General features: G+C 40.0%; 21 protein-coding genes. 2 read left to right on the forward strand and 19 right to left on the reverse strand.

The window, feature by feature from the left end:
* Positions 1-13 precede the first annotated feature (13 nt).
* The 14 genes from mnmE to IGL90_RS13635 form a co-directional block, all read right to left on the reverse strand.
* Complete coding sequence (mnmE, locus tag IGL90_RS13570) at positions 14-1,411, reverse strand: tRNA uridine-5-carboxymethylaminomethyl(34) synthesis GTPase MnmE (RefSeq protein ID WP_002355989.1); 1,398 nt, start codon at positions 1,409-1,411, stop codon at positions 14-16.
* 232 nt (positions 1,412-1,643) lie between these two features.
* Positions 1,644-6,608 (reverse strand): Ig-like domain-containing protein, encoded by a 4,965-nt coding sequence (locus tag IGL90_RS13575; RefSeq protein ID WP_163404275.1) that lies wholly within the window; start codon positions 6,606-6,608, stop codon positions 1,644-1,646.
* 740 nt (positions 6,609-7,348) lie between these two features.
* Positions 7,349-8,218 (reverse strand): triphosphoribosyl-dephospho-CoA synthase CitG, encoded by an 870-nt coding sequence (gene citG / locus IGL90_RS13580; RefSeq protein ID WP_048738015.1) that lies wholly within the window; start codon positions 8,216-8,218, stop codon positions 7,349-7,351.
* A gap of 6 nt (positions 8,219-8,224) precedes the next feature.
* Complete coding sequence (locus IGL90_RS13585) at positions 8,225-9,397, reverse strand: NAD(P)-dependent malic enzyme (protein ID WP_048738017.1); 1,173 nt, start codon at positions 9,395-9,397, stop codon at positions 8,225-8,227.
* A gap of 117 nt (positions 9,398-9,514) precedes the next feature.
* Positions 9,515-10,912 carry an oxaloacetate decarboxylase subunit alpha gene (locus IGL90_RS13590; protein WP_002359205.1) on the reverse strand — a complete coding sequence of 466 codons (1,398 nt, stop codon included), beginning with the start codon at positions 10,910-10,912 and terminating at the stop codon, positions 9,515-9,517.
* Positions 10,905-11,441: a citrate lyase holo-[acyl-carrier protein] synthase gene (gene citX, locus IGL90_RS13595; protein ID WP_002390266.1), complete on the reverse strand. Its 537-nt coding sequence runs from the start codon at positions 11,439-11,441 to the stop codon at positions 10,905-10,907. Before citX ends, IGL90_RS13590 begins: the two co-directional genes overlap by 8 nt.
* Positions 11,434-12,966, reverse strand: a complete 1,533-nt coding sequence (citF, locus tag IGL90_RS13600; protein ID WP_002355996.1) for a citrate lyase subunit alpha — start codon at positions 12,964-12,966, stop codon at positions 11,434-11,436. The genes citX and citF overlap by 8 nt, the downstream gene beginning before the upstream one ends.
* 2 nt (positions 12,967-12,968) lie before the next feature.
* Positions 12,969-13,856, reverse strand: coding sequence for a citrate (pro-3S)-lyase subunit beta (gene citE / locus IGL90_RS13605; RefSeq protein WP_002376284.1), 888 nt, complete (start codon positions 13,854-13,856; stop codon positions 12,969-12,971).
* Entirely contained in the window at positions 13,844-14,152 is a 309-nt protein-coding gene (gene citD, locus IGL90_RS13610; RefSeq protein ID WP_002355999.1) for a citrate lyase acyl carrier protein, read from the reverse strand. The genes citE and citD overlap by 13 nt, the downstream gene beginning before the upstream one ends.
* A 5-nt stretch (positions 14,153-14,157) precedes the next feature.
* Positions 14,158-15,150, reverse strand: a complete 993-nt coding sequence (gene citC, locus IGL90_RS13615) for a [citrate (pro-3S)-lyase] ligase (RefSeq protein ID WP_002359207.1) — start codon at positions 15,148-15,150, stop codon at positions 14,158-14,160.
* Between the two features lie 32 nt (positions 15,151-15,182).
* Positions 15,183-15,317 (reverse strand): OadG-related small transporter subunit, encoded by a 135-nt coding sequence (locus IGL90_RS13620; protein WP_002356001.1) that lies wholly within the window; start codon positions 15,315-15,317, stop codon positions 15,183-15,185.
* Positions 15,318-15,338: 21 nt separating this feature from the next.
* Positions 15,339-16,454 (reverse strand): sodium ion-translocating decarboxylase subunit beta, encoded by a 1,116-nt coding sequence (locus IGL90_RS13625; RefSeq protein ID WP_002383526.1) that lies wholly within the window; start codon positions 16,452-16,454, stop codon positions 15,339-15,341.
* Between the two features lie 29 nt (positions 16,455-16,483).
* Positions 16,484-16,885 (reverse strand): acetyl-CoA carboxylase biotin carboxyl carrier protein subunit, encoded by a 402-nt coding sequence (locus tag IGL90_RS13630; protein WP_033594381.1) that lies wholly within the window; start codon positions 16,883-16,885, stop codon positions 16,484-16,486.
* Entirely contained in the window at positions 16,869-17,231 is a 363-nt protein-coding gene (locus tag IGL90_RS13635) for a hypothetical protein (protein ID WP_048738021.1), read from the reverse strand. Before IGL90_RS13635 ends, IGL90_RS13630 begins: the two co-directional genes overlap by 17 nt.
* Before the next feature lie 403 nt (positions 17,232-17,634).
* Here IGL90_RS13635 and IGL90_RS13640 point away from each other — a divergent pair, with 403 nt between their 5' ends.
* Together IGL90_RS13640 and IGL90_RS13645 are read left to right on the forward strand one after the other, a co-directional pair.
* Positions 17,635-19,032 (forward strand): CitMHS family transporter, encoded by a 1,398-nt coding sequence (locus IGL90_RS13640; RefSeq protein WP_002410309.1) that lies wholly within the window; start codon positions 17,635-17,637, stop codon positions 19,030-19,032.
* Positions 19,033-19,165: 133 nt separating this feature from the next.
* On the forward strand, positions 19,166-19,861 hold the full coding sequence (locus IGL90_RS13645) for a GntR family transcriptional regulator (RefSeq protein WP_002356006.1): 696 nt from the start codon (positions 19,166-19,168) through the stop codon (positions 19,859-19,861).
* A 43-nt stretch (positions 19,862-19,904) separates the two neighbouring features.
* Here IGL90_RS13645 and IGL90_RS13650 read toward each other — a convergent pair whose 3' ends face one another.
* From IGL90_RS13650 to rpmH, 5 genes are all read right to left on the reverse strand, one after another.
* On the reverse strand, positions 19,905-20,627 hold the full coding sequence (locus tag IGL90_RS13650) for a response regulator transcription factor (protein ID WP_010824887.1): 723 nt from the start codon (positions 20,625-20,627) through the stop codon (positions 19,905-19,907).
* A gap of 177 nt (positions 20,628-20,804) precedes the next feature.
* On the reverse strand, positions 20,805-21,581 hold the full coding sequence (jag, locus tag IGL90_RS13655; protein WP_048738024.1) for an RNA-binding cell elongation regulator Jag/EloR: 777 nt from the start codon (positions 21,579-21,581) through the stop codon (positions 20,805-20,807).
* A gap of 14 nt (positions 21,582-21,595) precedes the next feature.
* The gene (locus tag IGL90_RS13660) at positions 21,596-22,423 is read right to left on the reverse strand and encodes a YidC/Oxa1 family membrane protein insertase (protein WP_002356010.1); all 828 of its coding nucleotides are present in this window, start codon (positions 22,421-22,423) and stop codon (positions 21,596-21,598) included.
* Positions 22,423-22,779, reverse strand: coding sequence for a ribonuclease P protein component (rnpA, locus tag IGL90_RS13665; protein WP_048738026.1), 357 nt, complete (start codon positions 22,777-22,779; stop codon positions 22,423-22,425). The genes IGL90_RS13660 and rnpA overlap by 1 nt, the downstream gene beginning before the upstream one ends.
* A gap of 203 nt (positions 22,780-22,982) precedes the next feature.
* Complete coding sequence (gene rpmH, locus IGL90_RS13670; protein WP_002356012.1) at positions 22,983-23,117, reverse strand: 50S ribosomal protein L34; 135 nt, start codon at positions 23,115-23,117, stop codon at positions 22,983-22,985.
* Positions 23,118-23,639: the final 522 nt, after the last annotated feature.

Below are 23,639 nucleotides of genomic sequence, written 5' to 3' on the forward strand. Positions count from 1 at the left end.
TTCCTCTCTTGTCTTATTTTCCTAAACAAAATTGACTAAATAACTGTGTAATTAATTCATCTTGGACACTATCGCCGACGATTTCGCCTAAATAATCCCAACAACGGGTCATATCAATTTGAACTAAATCGACTGGCATACCTGCTTCGATGCCGTTAATCACTTCTTGTAACGAAAGCGCTGCTTGATCTAGCAAAGCAATATGACGTGTATTAGAAATATAGGTAGCATCTTTTTCGCCTGTTTGGCCGCCAAAGAAAAGATCAGCAATTTTCGCTTCTAACTGGTCTAAGCCTGTGTTTGACAACACCGAAACGGATAAAATTTCTTCTGCAGGGACTAATTCTTGTAATTCGTTAGGATCCAGTTTTGTCGGTAAGTCCATTTTATTTAAAAGAATAACGCGTTTTAAGCCTTTCGTTGCTTCCAACAGTTGACGATCTTCCTCTGTCAATTCTTCGCTTTGATTTAAGACTAACAAAATTAAATCCGAATCTGCTAACGCTTTGCGGCTACGTTCGACACCAATTCGTTCCACAATGTCTTCTGTTTCGCGAATCCCCGCTGTATCAATTAATTTTAAAGGAACGCCGCGAACGTTAACGTATTCTTCAATGACATCACGTGTCGTTCCAGCAATATCTGTAACGATAGCTTTTTCTTCTCGTAACAGATGGTTTAACAAACTGGATTTCCCGACATTTGGTCGGCCAATAATTGCTGTACTTAGACCTTCTCGCAAAATTTTTCCTTGTTTAGCGGTCGTTAATAATTGTTGAATCTGCGCTTTCACAAATTCGGCTTTTTCTAAAAGTAATTTCGTGGTTAATTCTTCGACATCATCATACTCTGGATAATCGATATTAACTTCTACTTGTGCTAAAGTATTTAAAATTTCTTGTCTTAATGAACGAATTAACGCCGACAAGTTACCATCCAATTGGTTCAATGCAACATTCATCGCTTTATCTGTTTTAGCACGGATTAAGTCCATCACTGCTTCTGCTTGTGAAAGATCCATTCGGCCATTTAGAAAAGCACGTTTTGTAAATTCCCCAGGTTCGGCCATTCGTGCGCCTTCACGTAACAGTAATTGCAATAATTGGTTCACCACGACAATGCCGCCATGACAGTTAATTTCTACCACGTCTTCTCGAGTAAATGTTTTCGGTGCCCGCATCACAGAAAGCATGACTTCATCAATCAATTGATCGTTTTGCGGATCAACAATATGACCATAATGAATCGTGTGCGTGGGGACTTTAGCTAAATCTTTAGTGCCTGACCGATAAACTTTGTTTGCAATAGCAACTGCTTGCTCGCCACTTAAACGAACAATACTAATCGCACCTTCACCTGGCGGCGTAGAAATCGCCGCAATTGTATCAAATTCCATTGTAGCTGATTGCATAATTAGCTTCCTTTCTTCATAACAACAAAAAAAGCGCCCACTCCTCCTGCATTAAAAAATTCAGGTTGGATTTAGCACTTTCACTGCTTGTTCCTTCGATTTTCTGAAAATAGAATAGCACATTTTATTCTATTTGGCAATTTTTCTTCATTAAATGGAACGAAAAAACGTATCATTGAGTGGGGAATTCTCAACAATACGTTTTCTCATCTATAGGAATTAAAGGAGAGAGCTAGTTTTTACGTTTGCGTTTGATGATTCCCATGCTCGCAAGGAGTGCGACAAAGGCGCCAAACAAACTTGTTGTCACGGCTGAAGACTCTTTTTCACCTGTGCTAGGTAAGTAGCCTGTTTTCCCGTGATTTCCAGTGCCATAACTGATGGTACTTAGTTTCGGATTGTAGCCACTACCATTTGTACCGAGGCCATTGCCTAGTGAACCTAAGCCAGAACCTGTTGTGCCTAAACCAGAACCCCCATTTGGATTTGAACCTGTGTTTGAACCATTCCCATTATTCCCGCCAGTTGCGCCATTGTTTCCTGTGTTGCCGCCTGTATTGCCGTTATTTCCGCCAGTGTTACCATTGCCTCCTCCAGGATTCGTTGGGTCGGCTGGTGTCATGAAGGTTGTAGCCGTACTGTAATGTCCTGCGCCATCGGTAGCTGTCGCAAGTAAACTTTGTTGAGCAGTCGCTTGTCCCGCTGTTAATTGGATAGCGAAGTTGCCTTCAGCATCGGTGGCACCTACAGCAATCACACTTCTTAATAGTCGGTTACTAATTTGAATGATTCGGTTTGGTTCAGCTGTTCCTTTGATGAGGTAGCCGGCTTTAGACGTTCCTAAAACTGAAGAAACAGTTGGCGCCGCAATTTTAATTTCTGGTTCTCCCGTAATATCGGCTGGCGTCATAAATGTGGTTTTAGGACTCACATTTCCTTGTGTATCTGTGGTTAGTGCGGTTAACGTTTCTTTTTCTGTTGCTAACCCTGCTGCAATATGAACGGAGAAGGTGCCTCCAGTAGTTGTATTGCCACTTGCCAATAATTTTTCACTGCTATTGTAAAATTGAACCGTGACATTTGGATCAGCAGTTCCAGTGACTGTATAGCCATTGGCTTTGTTTCCTTCAACCTTCGTAATAGTTGGCGCCGCTAAAACAATATCCGCTGGAATAACGGCTGTAGCTGGTTGACTTTCATTGCCAGCGCCATCTTTGCTAATAATCGTAATCGTTTCTCCTGGTGTCACTACGCCAGCTGGTAGAGTCACCGTATATTGGCCGGTTTCGTTAGCAGTTGTAGCAGCAATGATGGTTCCGTCTGCGTCACGGACATCAATAGTGGTTTTTGGCTCCGCCGTTCCAGTGATTTCGTAACCTTTACTAGAATTTCCGGTAATAGAATCAATGGTTGGTGTGGCTAAGTCGGCTGGTGTAGTTGCTGTAGCCGGCTGACTTTCTTTCCCTGTTGCATTTTTCGCTACGACAGTTATTGTTTCGTTAGCTGAGGCCTTCCCTGGCTCTAAAGTCACTGTGTATTTGCCATCAGTTCCAGTAGTTGCCATGCCAAGGACTGTGCCATCGGCGTCACGCACCTCAACTGTTGTACCAACTTCTGCTGCTCCTACTACTTGATAGCCTTTTGTCGTGCTACCAGTGATTTTGTCAACAGTAGGTGTCGCGACTGGTGCATCTGGATCAGCAGGTGTTTTGAAAGCAGTCGGATTACTTTCTTTCCCAGCAGCATCTTTCGCAATGGCAGTTAAAGCTTCGTTAGCTGTTGCTGTGCCCGTCGGAAGAGTGATTGTAAAGGCGCCAGCACCATCAGTCGTTCCCGTAGCAATAACTAAACCTGCTTCATTGTGAATCTCAATGGTGACATTTGGCTCTGCCGTGCCGGTTACTTGATACCCAGTGGCAGTTGTTCCTGTAACAGTCGTCACAGTTGGTGCTGCTACGGTTGCATCTTCAGGAACCGTCACTTCTGTTGGTTGACTTTCATTGCCGTCACCGTCTTTTCCAACAACTGTTAATGTATCACCAGGATTAGCGGCTCCCGCTGGAAGGTCCACAGTAAAGTTTCCTTGATCATCCGTTGTCGTTGTACCAATAATTGTTCCATCTGGGTTCCGTACTTCAATGGTGGTATTAGGGTCCGCCGTCCCAGTGATTTCATAACCAGTTGTTGAATCTCCAGTAATGTCACCAATTGTTGGTGTGGTAACATCAGCGGGTGTCATAGCTGTAGTTGGTTGACTTTCAAGTCCAGTATCATTTTTAGCAACTACATTCACTGTTTGTTTCGCTGTTGCTTTTCCTGAAGCTAATGTCACAGTATATTGGCCAGTCGGTCCAGTTGTTGCGGTGCCTAAAACTGTTCCGTCTGTTGCACGAACTTCAATGGTGGTGCCAAGTTCAGCGGTACCTGTCACTTGATATCCTTGTGTTGTATTCCCAGTAACTTTGTCGACACTTGGCGGTGCCACTACTTCATCTGCTGGTGTTTGGAAGGTTGTCGGTGTACTTGTATTGCCAGCAGGATCTTTGGCTAACGCTGTCAATGTTTCGTTCGCATTTGCCGTCCCAGCTGGAAGGTTCACAGCAAAGGAACCAGTCCCATCGGCAGTCCCTGTTGCAATCACGTTCCCATCTGCATCACGAATTTCGATGGTAGCATTCGGATCAGCGGTGCCTGTCACCTGATAACCAGCAACTGAATTACCTGTGACTCCTGTTACAGTTGGTGCTGTAACCATGGCATCAGCAGGAACAAGGACTTCAGTCGGTTGACTTTCATTTCCCGCGTTATCCTTTCCAATCACTGTTAACGTATCCCCAGGATTGGTCGTTCCCGTTGGTAGCGTTACAGTAAAATCACCATTCGTATCAGAGGTACCTGTACCAATAACTGCCCCAGCTGGATCACGAACTTCGATTGTTGTGTTAGGGTCTGCTGTTCCTGTAATTTCATAACCCGAACCAGAGTTGCCTGTGATGTTATCAACTGTTGGTGCAGTGACATCAGCTGGTGTTGTCGCCGTTGCTGGTTGACTTTCCGTGCCACTAGCGTTTTTCGCTACAACGCTCAGCGTTTGATTTGCTGTTGCTGTTCCTGGATCTAAAGTCACTGTATATTTTCCATCAGTTCCAGTTGTGGCAGTACCAAGGACCGTGCCAGCTGCATCGCGAACCTCAATGGTGGTGCCAACTTCAGCAGTTCCTTTGACCTCATAGCCTTTTGTTGTACTACCTGTTACAGTCTCAACAATTGGCGTCGCCACGGGTGTATTAGGATCCGCTGGCGTTTGGAACGTTGTTGGCGTACTTTCTGTACCGCTAGCGTTTTTCGCTACGGCGGTTAACGTTTCATTGGCACCTGCTTCACCTGCGGGAATAGTGACTGTAAACGCTCCTGTTCCATCGGCGGTCCCTGTGCCTATCACGGTGCCTCCTGCATTTCGAATTTCAACCGTGGCATTGGCGTCAGCAGTTCCTTTAACTTCGTAACCTGCCGTTGAATTACCTGTCACTCCTGTGATTGTTGGTGCGGTTACGGTTGTCTCATCCGCTGGTGTTTGGAACGTTGTTGGCGTACTTTCTGTACCGCTGGCGTTTTTCGCTACGGCGGTTAACGTTTCATTGGCGCCTGCTTCACCTGCGGGAACGGTAACTGTAAACGCTCCTGTCCCATCGGCGCTCCCTGTGCCTATCACGGCACCTCCTGCATTTCGGATCTCAACCGTGGCATTGGCATCAGCAGTTCCTTTAACCTCGTAACCTGCCGTTGAATTACCTGTCACTCCTGTGATTGTTGGTGCGGTTACGGTTGTCTCATCCGCTGGCGTTTGGAACGTTGTTGGCGTACTTTCTGTACCGCTGGCGTTTTTCGCTACGGCGGTTAATGTTTCATTGGCGCCTGCTTCACCTGCGGGAATGGTAACTGTAAACGCTCCTGTCCCATCAGCGGTACCTGTGCCTATTACGGTGCCTCCTGCATTTCGGATTTCAACCGTGGCATTGGCATCGGCAGTTCCTTTAACTTCGTAACCTGCTGTTGAATTGCCTGTTACTCCTGTGATTGTTGGTGCGGTTACTTCACTAGTAGTGCCTGCAGCAAAATAAATGTTGGATACACCGTCTGCTGTTGCTAATAAATTAACGTCTAAAAGATCTGTTTGAACGACTGTTCCTACAAAACGAGCATCTAAATTATTGGATAAATTTTGAGGTGTTGAAACGGTAGTTGGTAAAGTAACCGTAGTTGCGCCTAGTAAAGAAGCATCCACTAACTCATTCACACCTGAACCACCAACCGCTAATAAAGGCAAAGCACCTGAAACAGCCACGTTTACCGTGCCTTTGACAGGAAGCAAGGCTGCATTTATGGCTGTAGCGACAAGATTACTTGGGATACTGGTTCCTTTCGCCTCCAAAGCTTGAACTGCCGCATTCAAATCTTGTAAGATGTTTGAAACATTTTGGGCTAAAACTAACCCTAAACCATCACTAATCGGTGCACTAATGTATGAGCCGTCAGCTGCTAACGTTTCCGGAGCTGTAAATGAAGCAGCACCTAAGTTTTCAATGTTATTCACTAATTCCAATTGACGATTCACTTCCGTCAAATCAATATCAACACCAGTTAAATTCCCTAACGCTCCACTGGTAATTTGAGTAATGACATTGGTTAAATCATTGGCTGCATTCAAAACGGCAGTCAAAAAAGTAACTTTTGAAAGATCAATCGTAACGTTGGTATTGATTGCTGCGCTGCCTGCTGCAGCTACATTTCCTCTTAACTCAGGAGGAACCACTAACACCGCTTGTTTTTGTCCACTAAACACAGCGGAAGCATCTGCTAAAGCGCCACCAGAAACCGTGAAATTAACTGGTTGATTTTGGTTTGCGGCTGTCCAACGATTACTCGTTGAAGTGCCACTGTCATTATTTGACGTAACATTTGATAATAGTTCAATATCCAAGACCGCTGCTGATGCACTGATTGTGCCAGAGGTAACAGCTATACTTACAGGGATTGCTAATGACGTAAATAATAAACCACTTGATATTGCTAAATTAAGCATCTTGCGTTTTGTCCATTTTTTATGCTGACTTTTCCGATTAAAATCCTCAACAATTTTCTTTTTCATCTGATCGTCCCTCTTTTCTTTAAAATAAACGATAAATACCAAGATCATTAGCTTCCCCTAGTTGTTCATCTCCCCCTTTAGCGATTTAAATGGATTTAACACCTGCAGTTTAGTACATTTCCTCAGCTTTTCAAAATATAATGCTGTGAATTTTTATATAAAAATTCATTTGATAACAAACAACCTGGATATGTTAAAAAACTCACTAATTCATTAGTGAGTTATTATACAATGAGAGGAAAATGAGGAAGTTTATACATTTCTTCTCAATCATTAAAGATAAATAAATTATTTTATTATAACTTATCGTTTGATAAATCGATAATTAAATAACGGAAAATTTTTTTATTTTTTTGAGAAATTCCGCCCTTGTTTTTTCTACTACTTTGACTGTTTTTATCAATTTTATAGACATAAGTTACAAAAACTTTACATCAAAAAAATGACTCTAATCTATAACAATTTTTTCTGTTTTTAAGATTTTTTTATGAAATTTTTTATATTAAAAAAATTTCATAAAAAAAGGCGACAGCCGTTTTTGAACGAATGCCGCCTTTTAGATAAACAAAAACCTGATTCTAAAAGAATCAGGTTTAGGAAAAGCAAATCAAGATTCGCTTCAACTGTTTATCATCGTATTTGTATACTCTGATAAGAATGATTTCGTAATAAAATATACTGTGTTTCGTGGTATTTGTCAATCGCTTTCTTGAATTCTCTTGAGACCTTTCCATAAGCATATAAGGTCAAAACAACTGACCAAATCAGCGTTGTAACTATCTTTTTAATTAAGGCGTCAGCCAATTTAATTTCATGAGTTTATCTAAAAACACCACCAAAATTAAAGCATCTGCACTGCCACCAATACTCCAATTTTTTTCTTTGAATAAGTGATTCAATCTTTCTAAACAAAGGGTTCCCCGTAACGTTTGTGTCCCCCCTAAAGCAAAATATTCCTGGATTAACGGTTGATATATTTCAAAAATTTGGACATTTTGACTTCGTTTAATCAAATTCGTATCCTCAACATAGAGCGATAAATAAAGGAGCGTATCAATGAGTTTTTGTTGTTGTGTGCCTTGATGTTTTTGATAATAAGGCACTCCCTGTTCAAAGACAGCGGGATAACCTTGTTGCGCCTCACCACGGATTCCAGTCAAGCCATGCTGAACAAATAGTCGTTCACCCCAAGTTAGTTTTTCTAGCTCATTCGTAGCGAGGTTTTCAAAGTCGGTCAGTAAGTCTTGCGTCATTGTTTGAAGCGTTTGTTGAAACAATTGTAAGGTGCAAGGGGTCTCCCAAATCATTAGACGACCACAGACAGCTAAAAAAATACCTAGAGAAAAAATCGCTCCTTTATGTGTATTGATACCTTCTGTTGCCTCAAACATTGCTCGTTCTGCTTCTAAACCAACTTGTCGAATTGCGCGAAATGTTGCCTCAATCGGCAAATGACGTAGCTCTGTCCCAGCTTGAACGAAGGTTTCAAAATAAGGAGTCAAAACCACACTACTTTCTAAAAAAGTGAAAACATCCATATCTTGATGGGCGCCTGCATCGACTGGATCCACCAAGCCTGGTTTATTTAAACAGGTCACTTCATAGAGTAGTGCCAATTGTGCTTGCTGCGCTAATTTACTCCTTGCTTGCTTTGTCATTGCCTTTTACGTCCCTTCTTCTGCCGTGGTCTTTTCTTGTTTTATATAGTCTAGTACAGCATTAAAAACCGTGTCAACTACGCCGCCATCAAATACATTAGGTATAAATTTTTCTGCTGTGGGTTCTGAAATCATAGCGGCCAAGCTTCGTGCTACTGTCATTTGCAAACCGACATCGACTTTTCTGCCTTTCGCTGCCAATAACCCTTTAAAAAGACCTGGAAAAGCTAAAATGTTGTTCACTTGATTCGGATATTTGGAAGAACCAGTTGCTAATAAACGGACACCATTGGCTTGGGCGAGGGCTGGTTCAATTTCTGGTTTAGGATTTGCTAAAGCAAAGATAATTGGGTCTTGGCTCATTGATTTAATCAGGGCTGGCGTTAGCACATCCGCTTCTGATAAGCCTAAAAAAACATCCTGATTGACGACAGCGGTGGCTAAATCTTTGTTTTCTACTGATGGTTTTATTACCTGTCGAAGCAAAGCACGTTGGTAAGGATTCAATGTCGGGTCTTCTTCTCTTAAAACACCTTGGCGATCTACTAAGGTGAGATGCGTAATCCCCGCTTGAATACATAACTTAGCGGTCGCTACACCAGAAGCACCAACTCCGTTAATCACCACACGTAATTGATTTAAAGGTTTTCCTTTAATTTTAGCTGCGTTAATTAGCCCAGCTAAAACGACAATGGCAGTGCCTTCTTGGTCATCATGATACACAGGAATGTTCAAACGTTGTTGAAGTTTTTCTTCAATTTCAAAACATTTTGGTGCAGAAATATCTTCTAAATGGATTCCTGCAAAACTATTTTGTAAATTTTCAATTGTTTGAATCATCTCGTCAACTGATTTTTGTTCCAGTGCTAAAGGAATAGCATCGACCCCCGCCAAATTTTTATAAAGTAAAGCTTTGCCTTCAACAATTGGCAAGCCCGCTTGCGTGCCCATATTGCCGAGACCCAGAACAGCTGATCCATCTGTAATAACCGCAATTAACTTACCACTAATGGTCCACTCGCGCGCTAATTCATGATTTTGGGCAATCATTAAACTCAATTCTGCGACACCAGGTGTATACATTTTGGCTAAATCATGATGGTTTAACACCGCTTCTGTTGCTTCAAGACTTAGTACACCAATATTTTTTTGATGAATTGCTAGAACTTCTTCTAACACATTGTCACTTCCTTTCACGGGCTGCCTTTTTTCTATTTGATGAAGCAAGGGTTTGAACAACCGTTATCGTCGCTCAAACCCTTGCTTCTTTATACATTTGCGGAGCACTTGCCCGTTCTATTCTGGCAAGTCAAGTTTGACTGTCACTTTCTGTAACGGTACATCGTAAAAAGGATCTTCACGACGTCCTAAAAAGTCTTTTCCTTGTTGTGGGAACATCGCATATAATAGGACATCCTCTTCAGATTTTGCATATTGTTGGATTTCATTTTCTAAACTATGCAACTCTGGTTTCAATAAATCCGCTGGTCGACAAGTGATTACCTCTTCATCCCCAATGATTTTTTGCTTAATCTCTTCTGCGATAGGTGCTGGTGATTTGCCATATTCTCCGCGCACATAATCTTTGATTTCATTCGGTATTAAGGAATATCTTTCCCCAGAAATCACATTCATTAAGGCTTGTGTTCCAACCATTTGTGAAAGCGGCGTAACTAGTGGTGGATACCCTAAATCTGCTCTTACTTTAGGTACTTCAGCTAAAACTTCTTCATATTTGTCTTGTAAGCCTTGCTCCGTTAATTGACTTAATAAGTTTGATAACATACCACCAGGCACTTGATAAATCAAGGTTTTCGGTTCCGTATCTTTAACTTTAGGGTTTAAAATGCCTTCACTTCTAAAACGATCACGAATCGGATTGAAATAGTCAGCAATCTCTGTTACTTTTTCCATATTTAAACCTGTTTCAAAGCCTAAATCTTCTAACGCAATGGCTACAGATTCTGTGGCTGGTTGACTCGTACCGCCAGCGAAAGAAGAGATAGCTGTATCGATGATATCCGCACCTGCTTCAGCAACTTTTAAATAGGTCATCTCAGAAATACCACTAGTCGCATGCGTATGCACCTCTAAAGGTAAATCAATGGCATCTTTCATTTTGCTCACTAATTCAAAACCAGTTTGTGGCGTCAAAACGCCTGCCATATCCTTAATACAAATGGAATCCGCTCCTGTTTGACTTAATTCTTTGGCTAATTTTACAAAGTAATCGATGGTATGAATTTCACTCGTAGTATAAGAAATCGCTGCTTGACAGTGTCCGCCAGCTTCTTTTGTTGTTTGAATTGCTGTTTGTAAATTACGGACATCATTCAAGGCATCGAAAATACGAATAATATCAATCCCATTTTCAACTGATTTTTCGACAAAGGCCCGCACCACATCATCAGCGTAATGACGATATCCTAGTAAATTTTGTCCTCGTAATAACATTTGAAGTTTGGTATTTTTAACTTCTTTGCGAATTTGGCGAAGACGTTCCCAAGGATCCTCGTTTAAATAGCGGACACAGGAATCAAACGTTGCCCCGCCCCACATTTCTAATGCATGAAATCCTGCCTCGTCCATTGTTTTAATAATCGGCAGCATATCTGAGGTTGGCATCCGTGTTGCAATTAAACTTTGTTGTCCATCCCGTAGCACCGTTTCTGTAAAACGAATTTTTTTACTCACTTGGCTGCTCCTTTCGTGTCAAAATTATTTCTGTTATTTTTTCTTGCATTGCTTCAAGACTGTGACGTCGATTTCGTCCACAGACTTTCGCCTCTTCTTGGCAAATAAAACAGCGCCGTGGTGGCAAGCCTAAATCTCCTCGATGAAGGCTTTTTAGTTCCTCATTTCCCCATAAAACATCTAGGTCCACTAAACGACCATAAGGATGTGTTTCTTCAATTTTGACCATTCTTTGTTTTAATTCTTGTGGGGCTAACGAAACCGCCAAATAATATTCAGGTCCTGTTTTTTCATTCCGGTAAAAATTAACAATCGGTACTTGATCCAGCAATTGTTGCTCGACTTCGTCAATTACTTCTAAAAAAACAGCCGTTAAGGTGGGCGAATTTTTTACTTCTCCAGGAATATTCATTGTGGCAGATAAGAGACTAGCTTCTGGTGCTGTTTCTAACAACTCCTTCTGTGTGGCAGCTCTTTGTTCGCGAGCATCCAACATCTCTAAAAGTGTTACTTTTTCCCCATTAAACATTGCGTACCACATCAATTAGACTACCATCTCGGTATTCAATTAACGCAACGACTTTGTCTCCATATTTAATTGGTTCCGGGGTGCCAACAATGTTGTAGGCTTTGTCTTTCAACTCTTCTAACGTAAACTGAGGAACGTCTAAGGTTTTAAAACAATCAATTAAGTCTGTTCTTTTTGGATTGATTGCAATGCCGACTTCTGTTACTACGACATCGACACTCGTACCTGGTGTAACGACTGTATTTACTTGCTCAACGATTGTTGGAATCCGTCCACGAACAAGTGGTGCAATCACTAGACTCATTTTACAAGCCATACTTGTATCGGAATGTCCGCCAGAAGCACCACGGATGACACCATCTGAACCAGTAATGACATTTACATTAAAATCTGTGTCCACTTCTAAAGCAGATAAAATAGCTGTGTCTAATTGATTAATAACCGCCCCTTTGCTAAGCGGTGAGGCATACATATTGGCATCAATTTCATAATGATTGGCATTTTCCCCTAAAGAAATAGCTGATGGATGATCAAAGTCTTGGACGTCAATAATTTTTTCTACTAAGCCTTCTTCCAAAAGTTCCACCATTGCATTCGTAATTCCGCCTAAAGCGAAACTTGCTTTAATGCCATCTTTAAGCATTTGTTCTCTCATGAACCGCGTAACTGCTAGTGAAGAGCCACCTGTTCCTGTTTGGAATGAGAAGCCTTCTTTGTAGTAAGGAGAATGTGTAATTATTTTTGCGGCATATTCAGCAATCAATAATTCTTTAGGATTCTTTGTAAAACGTGTCGCGCCTTTGGCAATTCCATCTGGATCACCAATTGCATCAATTTCTACCACATAATCAACATCTGTTTGTGGAATACTAATAGGGGTATTAGGATATGGTACTAATGTGTCAGTAATGATGACCACTTGATCCGCATATTTTGCATCGACCATCGCATATCCAAGAGAACCACAGGTAGCTTTTCCTTTGGTTCCATTCGCATTTCCATAAGCGTCTGAACTTGGTGCACCTAAGAAAGCTACATCAATATGGATATCGCCTGCTGCTACTGCCCGTGCCCGGCCACCATGTGAACGAATCACCACAGGATTTTCCATGATACCTGCTGAAATAGCGGCGCCTACTTTATCTCTCAAACCAGAAGAAGTAATGTTGGTGACTACTCCATTTTTAATGTGTTCGATCAAAGGTTCATGAACATTTGCAATTGAACTAGGTGCAATCGAAATGTTTTTCAGCCCCATGGCGGCAATCTCGGCTAAAACTAAATTCATCACATAGTCTCCTTCACGGAAATGGTGATGGAAAGAGATGGTCATGCCATCTTTTAAACCTGTTTTTTCAATTGCTTCACGAATACTTCCTAAAAGTTTTGTCTCCCGAGGTTTCACTGGTTTAATTGCTCGGCTCGCTTCTTGATAAGCATCAATGTGTGCTAATTCTCCTTCATAAATGCCGTATTGCTCTGCATAAGATTGAGGAATGTCTTTGCCTACTTTATTTACTACCATGTCTATATTTCCTCCTCGGTAATTAATTTAGCCGCCAATGCTAACGCAATGACCCGTTCAGCTCGTTCAACAATTGGTTTATCAACCATTTTTCCATTTACGGAGATAACACCGGAACCTTTTGCTTCGGCTTCCCGAATGCCCCAGATTACTTCCTTAGCATTCTGGATTTCTTTTTCTGTTGGCGCATAAATATTATTAACTAATGGGATTTGACGAGGGTTAATCACCGATTTTCCATCGAAACCTAGCTGTTTAATCAAACGAACTTCGGCTTCAAAGCCTTCCGTATTGTCTACATCTGAATAGACCGTATCAATAGCTGCAATCCCAGCTGCTCGAGCGGCATGTAAAATCATGCTACGAGCAAAGAATAGTTCTTGGCCATCTGGATGGCGCCGTGTTTTCATATTGGTAACATAGTCTTCGGCGCCTAACGCGATGCCAATCAAGCGAGTTGAACTTTTGGCAATCGCGGGCGCATTTAGAACACCTTCAGCCGATTCGATAGCAGCCATCATTTTCGTTGTTCCTACGGGAATGTCATTTTGCTGTTCTACTTCTGTAATGACTGCCTCGACATCAATGATATCTTGGGCTGTTTCTGTTTTTGGTAAACGAATCACATCGACACCAGCTAAGACCATTGCTTCAATATCTTCTGCGCCACCGGCATCTAAAGCATTGATCCGAACAACAATTTCAATATTGCCATAATCGAAAGTTTTCAAAGCAGAATGGACTAAAACACGGGCAGAGTCTTTTTCTTTTAATGAAACTGCATCTTCTAAATCAAACATGATTGAATCTGCCCCATACAAAGGTGCATCTCTTAGCATTGCTGCGTTCGCTCCAGGGACAAACATCATTGTTCTTCTTAAACGTTCCATGAGTCCAACTCCTTCCAATCATACGTTTCTTTTTCAGCGCCTCGATGTAAAACTGTAATCATCCGAGCTTTGATTGTACAATCTAATGCCCCTTTATCAATCGCCTTGACCGCAACGCCTTGGACATCTAAATGTTCCAAAGTTGTCGTAATCACCTGACGAATTTGATTGCCAAATTGTTTTTCGACACTACTTTCTAATTCAATGGTATTTTCTGTTGATTCAATGGGTTGGACGGTAATCATAATATCACTTGATTCTACTGTCCCTGCAGTAGCATTTTTGATAATCTTCACTTTCTTCACCTCATTAGTTTCTTGTGTTCTACTAAGTATTGATAACTTGTTGCTGGTAAAAACTTCTTGAGTGTCTCTTTGTCGCCTTCAGCCATCGCTTTGCGAACTTTCGTCGCACTAATCAGCTCTCCATCACTCGCTAATCGCGGGACAATGGTTAGCGTTATCGTTTGTCCGAAAACTTGTTGCATTGCTTGATTGTAGACATCGGTCACTTCTGAATAAGGCTCTTCTCCCACATAACGTTGCTGAATTTCAAGTATTGGCGCAATTCTTTCTTTAAATAACGTTGCATCAAGCGTTGCTTGAATTGCAGCTACCTCTAATGGCGCTTTTTCTTTCAAAAAATAGGTAGGAAAAGTCGCAGACGAAACTAAGTAATCTTCTGTAGATAGGACTGTCACATTGGGTAAATGGGCTACCCCTTTTTGCACCATTGCGAAACGTGCTTCTTTTGAAAACAGCGATTTATCTTCAGATAAAACAAACACATAAACGTGCGGACTTTCTTTGGCTGCTTTTTCGACTAAGTACTGATGGCCTTTCGTAAAAGGATTTGCATTCATGACAATGCTACTGGCTGGCCCTGCTTTTTTATGCTGTGTCAGGTAATCAAGATAATCGGCAAAATCTGGTTTGCCTTGCTCCATAAATAGCACCTCTTGATTCGCAACCACTTTTTGAAAGCCTAGCGACTGAAAAATTTGTTCATTTTTTGGTTTTGTATACAAAAAACTGTGTAATTGGTTTTCTTCTCTCAGTTTTTCAAGTAGATGAACCACCAATTGGGTTAACAAATTTTCAGATTGATATTTTTTACAAACGGCCACGCACTTAATCGTTTTGCCTGAAAGCGAGCCAGAGGCGATTAATGCTGTGTCATCATATATGCCAACGGTGTAATCAAGTGCTTCTGTCGTTTGCAATTCGGCTTTTTCCATTAATTCGCGCCAAGCTTGATAAGCTTTTTTATCTTTTTGCAACCAGATTCTTTTCATTGTATATACGCTGCTCACAGCAATAACCTCCTTTATTTTTTAATTGGAAATAATTTTGTTAGTAATTTAGATGCTAGATAAATGATAAATAAAACAACGAAAACGCCGCCCCAACCAAAACCTAACAGTTCAAAAGCAATTTTTAAATCTTCCATGTTAACAGACATGTATTCGTTCTCCTTTCCGTCCTATGTTAAAAAGGCTAATAGTAAGCCGCCAGCAATTACAGAAGCGATTTGTCCTGAAACGTTGGCACCAGCAGCATGCATTAAAATAAAGTTTTGTGGGTCTTCATCTGTAGCCATTTTTTGAATGACCCGACTAGACATTGGGAAAGCGGAAATACCTGCAGCACCAATCATTGGATTGATTTTTTCTTTTCTAAATAAATTCAAGAATTTAGCAAAAAGCACGCCGCCGACTGAGTCCATAATAAAGGCGACTAACCCTAAGCCAATAACCATCAATGTATCGACTTTTAAGAACTCTGCATAGTTCATGCTAACGGAAATAGATAATCCTAGCAAGATACTAATAATATTTACCAATTCATTTTGAGCTGTAATGGATAAACGATCCAAAACGCCACATTCTCTTAATAAGTTCCCAAACATTAAGAAACCAACTAATGGTAATGACACCGGCGCAATTAACCCTGCGACAATCGTAATAACAACCGGGAAAAGAATTTTCGCTGTTTGAGAAACTTCACCGGCCCGATAAGTCATACGGATACGACGTTCGGCTTTCGTCGTCACTGCTTTAATCGCTACTGGTTGAATAATCGGAACTAACGCCATGTAGGAGTAAGCGGCAACCATTATGGCCCCCATGTATTTTGAATGTAAGGTATTTGCTACGAAAATAGACGTTGGACCATCAGCGGCACCAATAATCCCAATCGAAGCAGCATCGTTTAAATCAAAACCTAATAAAACAGCCATAATAACTGTAAAGAAAATCCCAAACTGTGCAGCGGCACCAAACATCAACATAAACGGATTTTGTAACAATGGACCGAAATCAATCATTGCCCCAATCCCAATAAATAATAATAACGGGAATAACTCTGTTTTTATTCCAAAATCAAAAAGAACATTAAACGGACCTGGCTCGCCGCCAGCGCTCAATACGCCGGAATTAGGAAAGTTCACTAAAATCGTTCCTAAACCCATCGGCACTAAAAGTGTTGGTTCATACTCTTTTTTTATTCCTAAATACATTAATAGTCCACCAATCAGCATCATCACAATGCGTCCTGGTTCTTGGCCCATTCCTATAACACCTTGAATCAGTGTCTCCACACAAATCACTTCCTCTTCTTAAATTAATTCTAGTTAATTGTTATTAATGGTTCCCCTGGGTTCACAATTTGGCCTTGGGTAACATGAATTCCTGTTACCGTACCTGCTTTTCCTGCAACGATTTCATTTTCCATCTTCATTGCTTCTAAAATTAACAATGGTTGGTTCTCGGACACCGTATCACCAACATTGACTAATACTTTTAACACAGTTCCTGGCATTGGCGCAGGCATTGCATCTGCTCCTGCTGGGGCGGCTGGCTGTGCTGCTGGCGCTGGGGTTTCTTCAACAGCAGGGGCTGGTGTTTCTGTCGTAGCAACTGGCGCTGTTGGTTGTGGCGCAACAGGTGCTGGTTGTGGGACGCCACCGATTTCTTCCATCTCGACTAAATATTCTTTCCCATCAATTGAAATTTTAAATTTGCGTAACATAATGATCCTCCTCAAGGTTTTGTTTTGAAATTCTTTTGACAACTAGCTGAGACTCTTCTGAAAGCTCTGCAGCTATACTGGCTGCAATAATGGCAACTTCTTTTGCTTCTGGATTTCGTTTTGCGATTTTTTTGATAACAAAACGACTTTCTGGAAACTCTCCTGCTGCGATGGCAGTGGCCACAATACTTACCAATTGATATTCTTTTGGCTCAGCAGGAATATATGCTGGTATATCTATCCATCGCTTTTCCAAGTTATCCGCTTCACGTTGGATAACGCTTTCATTAATCTCGGTATCCTGCATGTGTTGCTCTCTCTTGAATAAGGACTTAAATAGGCCCATATTGTCTCTCCTTTCACTAATTCTTGGTATACGTTCATTATAGAAAAAACCGTTAAAAAACCTAGTGATAACACTAGCTCAGATTGTTCTTTTATTGTTTATTTTGTGAAAAAAACTCTGTAAACATTGGTATATAAGCATTTACCAGCCGTTAAGATTCTATTAATATTATATTAAGTTATTAATAAGAATTTGATTGTTGAATTGTTTTTTTGATGTTCTTTTTGTTTTAGGCTATTTATTCTCTGCGAAAGTTTGTATATTCTCACACTATAGACAAACACAAAAAATATTTTTTGTTGTAAACCAGAATACTGTGAAACATTTCTCATGGCTATTCTTTTTTATTAACACCGGTTGTTAACGCTTACAAAAAGGTTCTAAAAAAGAAAGGAAGAAAAACATGTTACTCACTATTTTAGCTTATGGTATGATTATCATCTTTATGTATGTAATCATGAAAAAGAAATTGTCACCGTTTACATCTTTAGTAATTATTCCTCTTATTTTTACTTTGATTGCAATTGCAACTGGAGTAGCGAGTCCGCCACCTGGTGCTGACGGTGTTGTCCCTGAAGTCAACATTGGGAATTTCGTCTTAGATGGGATTTCAACTACTTCAAAAACTGGTATTATGTTATTATTTGCCATTCTTTACTTCTCTATTATGTTGGATGCTGGTTTGTTTGACCCAATCACTAAAAAAATGATTTACTTTGCTAAAGGCGATCCAATGAAAGTCTTGATGGCTACTGCGGTAGTTGCTGCTGCTGTTTCCTTAAACGGAGATGGAACAACTACGACCTTGATTTGCTGTTCTGCGTTTATTCCCATCTACAAAAAACTTAATATGAAATTGATGAATTTAGGTGTGCTTGTTATCTTACAAAACACCATTATGAACTTATTACCTTGGGGCGGTCCAACAGCTCGTGCCATGGCCGTACTAGAAGTTGATGCCGACATTCTTTCTTATTTAGCACCTGGTATGATTTTATCTGTATTGTATGTTATCTTCTTTGTTGCTTATCGCATGGGGAAAAAAGAACGTGCTCGCTTAGGCGTGACAACGCTTACTGATAAAGAATTGGAAGAAATGACTATTGTTAACGATCCTGAGTTATTAGAAATCCGTCGTCCAAAGAATTTTGCATTCAATGGTATTTTAACGATTATCTTAATCGGTTGGTTAGTCCTAAGTTCATTCGTTGGTCAATTAGGTTTGCCTTCGTGGATTGAAATGCCACCGCTATTATTATTCCTAGTTGGTACTTGTATCGCTTTAATGATTAACTATCCAAAATTAAAAGATCAAAGCAGCCGTATCAGTGCAAATGCTGGTGATGCTGTGCAAGTAGTTATCTTAGTTTTTGCTGCTGGCGTCTTCATGGGCTTATTCCAAGGTTCTGGTATGGCCAATGCCTTAGCAAATAGCTTTGTTAATATTATTCCAAAACAATTAGCCGGCGCTTGGGGCTTAGTGATTGCGTTCATTTCAGCACCAGGAACATTCTTTATTTCAAACGATGGTTTCTATTTCGGTGTCTTACCAGTCCTAGCAGAAGCTGGACGTTCTTATGGATTTGACAATATGTCTATGGCTTTAGCTTCCTTAATGGGGCAAGCGTTCCACTTATTAAGTCCATTAGTGGCATTTATTTACTTGCTATTACGTTTAACTGGTTTAGATATGGGCCAATGGCAAAAAGAATCGGCAAAATATGCCTTAGGAATTTTCGTTATTTTCGTTGTTACAATTGTTGCTTTAGGTCACATGCCTTTATTTATTCCACAAAATTAAACGTCGTCGCTGAAACCGTAGGAGTGCCTTTTCTCCTCGGTTTTCTTTTCATTTTGTCTTTTCTTGCGTTATATTTTCATTTTTAATATTATATTTATTATCTATAAAAATAACCTATAGGGAGGTGCCTCATATGAATCCAACGGTTGAAGCAGTAAAACGGAACTTAGATTTAACCAGCAGTAAACCTCTAAAAATTTGTACCTATGAAGCCTTTAAAAAAACCATTATTTTAGGGGATATTCCTGCAGGTGAACGGATTAACGAAAAAGAATTTTCCGAGCAATTAAACATTAGTCGGACGCCCATTCGCTTTGCTTTACAAGAATTGGTCAAAGAACAATTGGTGGAACATATACCTATGGTGGGTATCGTGGTTAAAGGGATCAGTATGAAAGATGCTTATGAAATTTATGATATTCGTAAATCTTTGGACACTTTAGCAACCATTAAAGCCATGGAACTCATGACACCAGAAGATTTTGATGAATTGGAAGCCTTACTTCTCGAAGGAGAACAATACAATAAAAATAACCAAGTAGATGACTTACTACAGAACTTTTCAGATTTTAATTCCTTTATTTATACTAAGAGTCAGATGCTACGTTTAAAAAAAATTGTGACTGATCTCCATGCTTACTTAATCTATTTCAGAGATATTGCGATTCGTGCCTCAGAACGTCGTAGTATTGCCCTAGAAGAACATTGGTTAATTTTCCGCGGAATGAAAACAAAGAATATTGACCAGATCACACTTTTAACCCATGAACATCTAAATCGTTCGCTTCAATTTATTTTGAAAGAAATGGAACGTCGACAAATTGAATAATCAAAAAAGACCCGCAGTCGCTCGTGCAACTGCGGGCCTTTTTTCATTTTTTTTGTACGCAACCATCTGGCGTAAAGGTATAACCAATGCCCCAAACGGTCCGAAGGTAACAAGGTTCTTTCGGGTTTTCTTCTAATTTACTTCGTAAACGATTAATAAAAACCATAATCGTATTCGCATCGACATCCCCAGTACCCCAAACACTGCTGTAAATTTGTTCTTTAGAGAATACTTGCTCGGGATTCTCCAGAAAAAATTGAATTAATTGAACTTCTTTCGAAGACAATGAAATAGGTAAATCCTTTTTAAATAGTTGATAACGACCATAATCAAAACGGAAATCGCCTACCTGTAGCTCTTCTTTTTTATAAACATTCAATTGTTTTCGAATCATTCGAGATCGATTCAACGAAGCAATCACCTGAGCCTTAAAAACATTCAAGGAAAAAGGTTTCGTTATATAACTATCCACACCCATTTCCAAGGCTGCAATGATATCCTCTTCTTCTTTTTTGCTACTAAAAAAGATAATTGGCACCAGTGGATATTTCTCTCTAATCATTTGGACTAAGTAGTAACCATCGCTGTCATGTTCCAAGTTATCATCTAAAATGAACAAATCAAAGGTAACTCTGGACACGATATCTTTTGTTTTTTCAATTGATTCACTTTGGTAAATAAGAATACCTGTTGATTGTAATGCTTTCCAAATCAAGCGACGAACTGCTGCATCATCATCTACAACCAGTATTTTCTCCGTACGCATACCTGTTGCTCCCCCTACGTCTCTTTACAAAACTTTTTCATTTGAATTTACTACTGGAGTAATTACTGATTATCATAACATAAAAAAAGAAACGGAGACGGCTAAAAAATCATTTAACAAAGAAACGTTGGCAACTATTCAGTCCCTGCTGAGAGTTGCCAACGTTTCTTTGTTTGTTTAAAAATACTTCTTAACTGGTTCAACCACTAAATACCGATAAGGTTCATCCCCTTCAGAATGGGTTTTGATTTGCTCATCTTTACTTAGCGTGTGATGGATTTGTTTTCTTTCAAAAGCCGGCATTGGTTCCAAGAAGACTGGCCGCCCAGTGCGTTTGGCTTTTTCCGCGGTGCGTTTCGCTAAACGTTCCAAAATTTCATGACGTTTTTCACGATAATTTCCGACATTTACAACAATCGATAGCTTATTGCTTGCAATGCGGTGAATAAAGACTTGCGCTAAATACTGTAACGCATTTAACACTTTTCCGTGTTTTCCAATCAAGATGCCTTGTTTTTCTGTTTCTAAATGGAAGATAATATTGCCATTCTCGCGCGCTATGCGAACCATGGCAGGGGCGTTCAGTTCATTTGAAATATTCGTTAAATACATCGCTAATTCAGTAATAGCAGCTTCATCTTCCAGATTTTCTAAAGAATGTGTTGATTCCTCTGAGAGACTAGGAATTGCTTCGGTTAATTCCTCAACTGCTTCTTCCACTGCTTTTGCTTCATCGGCAACAACAATATCTTCCACTGTTTCTTCGACCGCTTCTGTGACTTGCTCACTAATCGTTGGTTCCATTGAAATTTGGGCAAGTTTTTTTCCTAGACCTAAAAATCCTTTTTTTCCTTCGTCTAACACATCAATTGTAACATCCTCTTTGGTTAAACTAAGTGCTTGTAAGCCTTTCTGCGTTGCTTCTTCGATTGTATTTCCTTCATAAATCGGCATCTGAACGACCTCCTTTATTTTTTCTTCCCTTTTTTCTTAGGACTTTTTGCTCGTTCAAGCGCTCGCTCCCGTGCTTTGGCTTGACGTGCTGCTTCCTCCCGCTCTTTACGGATTTTGAATGGATTGTTTAATAACAATGTTTGCCCTGTTTGGAAGGCATTTGAGACCACCCAGTAAAGAGATAAACTGCTGGCTAATGAAATCCCCATAAAGAAGATCATCGCTGGCATAACGTAATTCATAATTTTCAGTGAGGCATTTGTTTCTAGTTGGCTCATACTTGAAAGATACGTACTAGCAAACGTAAAGACAGCCGCTAAAATCGGTAAAATTAAATACGGATCCGGCTTATCGAGGCTTAACCACAAGAACGTTCCTTCTTTTAACTCAGGCACGCGTGAAATGGCTTGATACAAAGCCATCATGATTGGTAGTTGAACCAACAGTGGTAAACAGCCAATGTAAGGATTCACATTATTCTCTGCATACAAACGTTGCTGTTCTTCTCGGAATAAGCGTTGTGTTTCAGGATCTTTTGAAGAATATTTTTGTTGCAAGGCCTTTAATTGCGGTTGCAACTCTTGTGTTTTACGCATACTCTTCGTTTGGAAATGCATCAACGGCAATAAAATAATCCGGATGACTAACGTAAATAGGATAATCCCAATTCCGACACTGCCGCCTAATGATAGGAACTTAATCGCTTGGGCAAAATAATAAACAATGTATCGATCCCAAATTCCTGTACTACTTTCACTTACGGGCGCGGTTCCGCAGGCGGATAAAACAAAGACTAAGGTCACTAACCCAGCCATTAATAATAAGCGCTTATACTTCTTCACTACTCAATTCCCTCTCTTACATCTAATATTTTAGCTAAATTTAACACATGTGTTAAATTAGCTTTCACTTCTTCAGACGATAATTTTTCCAATCCTGGACGTGCAATCACGATAAAATCAATTTCTGGAGAGATACGGTCTTTTAATTGAAATAAACTCGCGCGGATTTTCCGCTTCACAGCATTTCTTGTGACCGCGTTTCCAATTTTCTTCCCAACAGAAATCCCCACTCGAAAATGGTCTTGTTGTGGTTTCTCTAAAACGTACACCACGAAACGACGATTTGCACAAGATTGTTTTTTATTAAACACCTGTTGAAATTCTTTTTCTTTCTTGACACGGTAGGACTTTTTCATCGGCATCCCTTTGTTTCTATATTTTTTTACTTCTTAATAATAATAGCATATTTCCGCTCTTTTTTAGTAGCCTTTTCTATAGAATCCTGCTTTCTTTTATTGAAAACAGAAAAAGAACCCTTAGTTATCTTCACATCTTCCAAAAAATTATGGAGATAACTAAGGGTTCTTAGAAATTGACTGTTTAAAAGACCAGACCATCATTAAGCAGAAATAACTTTTCTACCTTTACGACGACGGCTTGCTAATACGCGACGGCCATTTTTAGTGCTCATACGTTTACGGAATCCGTGAACTTTTTGGCGTTTACGTTTGTTTGGTTGATACGTTCTTTTCATGCAATTACACCTCCTGAAATTGTAACTATCCATCAATATATAGACATACTTTGATAGTATAACGAGTAATAGGGTCTTTTGTCAATAAAATTTAAGAAATATTTCCTGAGAAAGATTCGTTTCAATTATCCACAAATTAAATTTTCCTGTGAGTAGCTTGTGGATAGTTTTCCACATTTTTTTCTGTTCACAGCCATTTTTCCACTAGTTTTACACAAAAAAACAGCCTGTTAAAAAGTTTTACACAGGTGTTTTTTTGACTGTTGATAAGTTCTTGAAACATGATTGTGTCAAGCTTAATTATTCTCAACTTTTTGTGGATAACTCATTCAACAACCACTTTCTTCCGCAAGTGTCGACACCCTGTGGAAAACTTTTTTCACCCTTGTGTACTTTTTTTCCACATTGAACAATTGCTTGTGGAAAAAGTTTTAAAAAAATGCTAAAATCGACTATGCTCATTCTTTTAAGTTATCCACATTTTTTAGATAACCAAAATTTAAACATATAGGAGGTCACTGT

It is taken from the genome of Enterococcus sp. DIV1307a (genome assembly GCF_050537425.1).
Taxonomy (GTDB): domain Bacteria; phylum Bacillota; class Bacilli; order Lactobacillales; family Enterococcaceae; genus Enterococcus; species Enterococcus faecalis.

Coding starts and splice junctions, on each gene's coding strand:
- citC (WP_002359207.1), bottom strand. CDS start 15,150: ATGAAAAGAATCTGGTTGCAAAAAGATAAAAAAGCTTATCAAGCTTGG.
- IGL90_RS13575 (WP_163404275.1), bottom strand. CDS start 6,608: ATGATCTTGGTATTTATCGTTTATTTTAAAGAAAAGAGGGACGATCAG.
- rnpA (WP_048738026.1), bottom strand. CDS start 22,779: ATGAAAAAGTCCTACCGTGTCAAGAAAGAAAAAGAATTTCAACAGGTG.
- IGL90_RS13620 (WP_002356001.1), bottom strand. CDS start 15,317: ATGTCTGTTAACATGGAAGATTTAAAAATTGCTTTTGAACTGTTAGGT.
- citG (WP_048738015.1), bottom strand. CDS start 8,218: ATGACAAAGCAAGCAAGGAGTAAATTAGCGCAGCAAGCACAATTGGCA.
- IGL90_RS13635 (WP_048738021.1), bottom strand. CDS start 17,231: ATGGGCCTATTTAAGTCCTTATTCAAGAGAGAGCAACACATGCAGGAT.
- citE (WP_002376284.1), bottom strand. CDS start 13,856: ATGGAACGTTTAAGAAGAACAATGATGTTTGTCCCTGGAGCGAACGCA.
- mnmE (WP_002355989.1), bottom strand. CDS start 1,411: ATGCAATCAGCTACAATGGAATTTGATACAATTGCGGCGATTTCTACG.
- jag (WP_048738024.1), bottom strand. CDS start 21,581: ATGCCGATTTATGAAGGAAATACAATCGAAGAAGCAACGCAGAAAGGC.
- citX (WP_002390266.1), bottom strand. CDS start 11,441: ATGTTTAATGGGGAAAAAGTAACACTTTTAGAGATGTTGGATGCTCGC.
- IGL90_RS13630 (WP_033594381.1), bottom strand. CDS start 16,885: ATGTTACGCAAATTTAAAATTTCAATTGATGGGAAAGAATATTTAGTC.
- IGL90_RS13650 (WP_010824887.1), bottom strand. CDS start 20,627: ATGCGTACGGAGAAAATACTGGTTGTAGATGATGATGCAGCAGTTCGT.
- IGL90_RS13640 (WP_002410309.1), top strand. CDS start 17,635: ATGTTACTCACTATTTTAGCTTATGGTATGATTATCATCTTTATGTAT.
- IGL90_RS13645 (WP_002356006.1), top strand. CDS start 19,166: ATGAATCCAACGGTTGAAGCAGTAAAACGGAACTTAGATTTAACCAGC.
- rpmH (WP_002356012.1), bottom strand. CDS start 23,117: ATGAAAAGAACGTATCAACCAAACAAACGTAAACGCCAAAAAGTTCAC.
- citF (WP_002355996.1), bottom strand. CDS start 12,966: ATGGTAGTAAATAAAGTAGGCAAAGACATTCCTCAATCTTATGCAGAG.